Below are 2,407 nucleotides of genomic sequence, written 5' to 3'. Positions count from 1 at the left end.
TGCTCTCCCGATCTGATCGCGCGGACGCGCGATCGGGGAGCGCGAAGCGCGACCGCGCCCAGCCCACCTGCCGCGCCGGGCGCACCAGCGCATGGCGCGAAGGCAAGCCGCGCGGACGCGCGGCGCCCGCCGTCTGAGGGTCCAAGAAAACTCCTGATACCTCCGCCGCCGAATGGCGGCGGAGGTATCAGGGCGCGAAGACCGAGAAGACGTAGGTCGCCGCCAGCACCAGGTGGACGATGCCGCAGAGCAGATTCGTGCGCCCCGTGCCGTAGGTGATGATCGACACCGCGAAGGACAGCGCCAGCAGCGTGGTCTGCCCGGGCGAGATACCCAGCGCCAGCGGCTGCCCGACCCACCAGGCGACCACCGCCACCGCCGGCACGGTCAGCCCGATGCACGCGACCGCGCTGCCGAGCGCCAGGTTGATGCTCGATTGCAGGCGGTTCCGCGCGGCCGCGCGGATCGCCGCGGCGCTTTCGGGCATCAGCACGATGGCGGCGACGATCACGCCCACCACCGCGATCGGCGCGCCGACCGCGCCCACCGCTTCCTCGAGCGCAGGCGCCAGCGCCTTCGCGAGCAGCACGACGGAACTCAGCGCAACCACCAGCAGCGCCGCCGAGGCCATGGCGATCCGCCCGCTCGGCCGCGCGTGCTCGGCATGCGCGCCGCCGTCGACCGGCAGGAAGTATTCGCGATGCCAGTTGGTCTGGATGAACAGGAAGGCTCCATAGAGCGCGAGGCAGGCGAGCGAGACGAACACAAGCTGCGGCAGCGACAGGTAGGGCCCCGGCGAGGAGACGAGGTGGTTCGGCAGCACCAGCACCAGCGTCGCCATCGGGATCAGCACCGCGAGGAAGGAATTCGCCCCGTCCACCCGGAATTCCGCATCCCGGTGCCGGCGCGAGGCCACGACGATGCACGCCCCTGCCAGGCCATGCAGCACCAGCATCACCGCCGCATGCACCGAATCCCGCATCAGCCCCGGATTGGGGTCGCCGCCCAGCATGAGGGAGATGATCAGCCCAGCCTCGATCGCCGTGACCGCGAGGGCAAGGATGAGCGTGCCATAGGGTTCGCCGACGCGCAGCGCCACCACCTCGGCGTGATGCACCGCGGCCAGCACGCTGCCCAGCAGCACCGCGGCGAGCGCCAGCGCCAGCAGCCCCAGCCCGGCCTTGCCCACGACGGCCCAGGCCGCCACGCCCAGGACCGGGAGGATGATGCTGTGCAGCGGTATGCGGTCGGTCGGTGCGCCTGCCATGAAGTTCAGGTGATCTCGCGGGGCGGCTGCGACAACCCGCTCCGCCGCGCTCCGCGGCGCCGTGTCACCCGCGCTGTCCCTCGCGCCGGTGCGGTCGCTCGCGCGGGGGCGCATCGCGCATCAGCCCGTGGCTCGCCATCCAGGCGTCGATGCGCCGTGCGACGTCGTCGCTGTTGGTGTCCATCATGATCATGTGGCTGTTGCCGCGCACGCCCTCGGCCGGCATGTCGAGCGTGTCGGCGATGCCGCCCGCCTCGCGGATCTGGCCCTGCCAGCGGTCGACGTTGCGCCGGACATTCTGCCAGAAGGGGGTGGCGTCGAGGTGGTCGCCCCAGACCACCAAATGCGGGATGCCGCGCAGCCGCGACGCATCCGCCGCGGCCGGCGGCGCGCCGGAGGGCTCCACCGCGATCACCGCGCGCACCTTGTCGGGCGCGTTGAGCGCGGCGGTGAAGCCGAAATTGCCGCCCTGGCTGTGCACCAGCATCACGCAGGGGCAGATGCGCTGGACCAGCGCGTCGTAGCCGGCCTGGACCTGCCGGTCCGTGGTGGCCCAGCGGGGGACGCCCTGCATCATGAACTGGTTCCAGGCCGCCACGGGGAAGCGCGTGTCGGGGAAGGCGCGGCGCTGCGCGGGGTCGATGTTCCAGCCATCCTGCGGGCCCACGCGGAACAGGCCCCAGCCCTCGCCCATGGTGCGGAACACCGGTTCGCCGGCGAAGATCTCGGGGAAGCGCGCCCAGCCGGAGCGGCCGCGTTCCACCGCATCGGTCACCACCACGTCGTGCCCGGCGCGCAGGAAGAACATCTGCCATCCGGGGCGGCCATCGGGCGTGGTCTCGTAGGTCACGCCGGTCAGCCCGCCGCCATGGGCGAGGATGATGGGGTAGCGTGCGCGCGGATTCTGCAGGCGCACCACCTGCGCGTACATCTGCTCGACCTGGAACTGGCCGTTCGGGTTGATGCGCATGGGCGGCGCGCCGGGACTGAACACGATCTCGCGCTCCGGCAGGCCCGAGAGCTCCGCGATGCGCCCGCCGACATGGAAGGAGGAAATGTCGCGGATGCGCAGCGGCGGGCCGTCGCCGCGCGGCGCGCGCCCCTCCGCCGGGCGGCCCGGCCCCGGGCCGGGCTGGGCCA

At 72.4% G+C, this 2,407-nt stretch carries 2 protein-coding genes; both read right to left on the bottom strand.

Going from position 1 to position 2,407, the window contains the following annotated elements:
- Positions 1 to 187 precede the first annotated feature (187 nt).
- A complete protein-coding gene (locus tag HW578_RS25530) occupies positions 188 to 1,267 on the bottom strand; it encodes a calcium:proton antiporter (RefSeq protein ID WP_198373521.1) in 1,080 nt (359 codons plus the stop codon).
- Positions 1,268 to 1,331: 64 nt separating this feature from the next.
- The coding region (locus tag HW578_RS25525; RefSeq protein ID WP_198373520.1) for an alpha/beta hydrolase family protein at positions 1,332 to 2,407 on the bottom strand (1,076 nt) is incomplete at its 5' end.

The organism is Roseomonas rosulenta (genome assembly GCF_016106005.1).
GTDB lineage: Bacteria > Pseudomonadota > Alphaproteobacteria > Acetobacterales > Acetobacteraceae > Neoroseomonas > Neoroseomonas rosulenta.
This window is presented reverse-complemented; position numbering and strand designations above follow the sequence as displayed.